Here is a 926-nt window from a genome sequence, read left to right on the forward strand (position 1 = left end):
TCACCGTCAACAGCCCCCAGCACCCGGCCGATCGTGGCCGACGACGGAGCACGCCGCCATCTGAGCAGATGCACGCGGATCCCGATGACTGCCAACAGCCCGTCAGCGGCACGCTGACCCCACTCGGCGAGCTCATCGATGCTCTTCGCACCCGAGACGACCCCACAGGCGCACACCAGCAGGATCGCGGTCAGGGAATACCACCGGCCCCGCCGCGAACGCGGATCGGACACCGAGTCGAGGTAGGGACGCAGGTCGGCGATCCGGCCGGTGTCCAACGGCCCCAGCTTCACCAACACAGCAGGGATGAGAGAAGATGCAGCAGCAGGCACGGGCCACCTCGTGATCATCTGGCTTCGACACCACAATGATCACGAACCCCGTGCCTGCCCTGCTACACACCCCAACCGGTCACAACCCGACCAGCCACACAACCCCGGAACTTGCAACCGCCCTGGCGACCGGCAGGGACGGGGTGGCCTTGGCGATCAAGGCCACCCCGCAGTTCAGGCTCGCCTACACCCGGAACTCTATGAAATAGTCGAACCTTTCTGAGTCGACTTCAATCGAATATTCCCTCTGCAGGCGATCGAGGCTCTCACCTACGACCGGGAACGAGTCTCCCCGCAAGTTTGGATAGTCGCCAACAAGCGACTTGACGACTTCTTCGTCAAGAAAATACGGGAGCTGAACCTCCGATTCAAAGGCATCGCCGAACTTCTCATACGCGAGCACTACCCAGCTCATCACCCGCAGGTCCGTCCTGCAATAGGACCTTTAGGCCTACCCTTGCCGTCTGTCATCATCTCGCCGGTGTTCGGATCAAAGGCTCCGAGGTGCTTGCCTTTCTTATTGTATTTCTCAACCAGAGCCAAAGCAAAGTTCGTTGATCTTCGGTGTGCCTGGTGACGGCGACCCGGTGAACG

At 60.8% G+C, this 926-nt stretch carries 3 protein-coding genes; all 3 read right to left on the bottom strand.

Going from position 1 to position 926, the window contains the following annotated elements; all coding sequences use genetic code 11:
- The coding region (locus ACFHWY_RS28680; protein ID WP_416583354.1) for a transposase family protein at positions 1 to 299 on the bottom strand (299 nt) is incomplete at its 3' end.
- A 217-nt stretch (positions 300 to 516) separates the two neighbouring features.
- Complete coding sequence (locus tag ACFHWY_RS28685) at positions 517 to 747, bottom strand: hypothetical protein (RefSeq protein WP_416583356.1); 231 nt, start codon at positions 745 to 747, stop codon at positions 517 to 519.
- The coding region (locus tag ACFHWY_RS28690) for a colicin E3/pyocin S6 family cytotoxin (protein WP_416583355.1) at positions 747 to 926 on the bottom strand (180 nt) is incomplete at its 5' end. The genes ACFHWY_RS28690 and ACFHWY_RS28685, both read right to left, overlap by 1 nt.

The organism is Micromonospora sp. LOL_024, assembly GCF_048060415.1.
GTDB lineage: Bacteria > Actinomycetota > Actinomycetes > Mycobacteriales > Micromonosporaceae > Micromonospora.

Coding starts and splice junctions, on each gene's coding strand:
- ACFHWY_RS28685 (WP_416583356.1), bottom strand. CDS start 747: ATGAGCTGGGTAGTGCTCGCGTATGAGAAGTTCGGCGATGCCTTTGAA.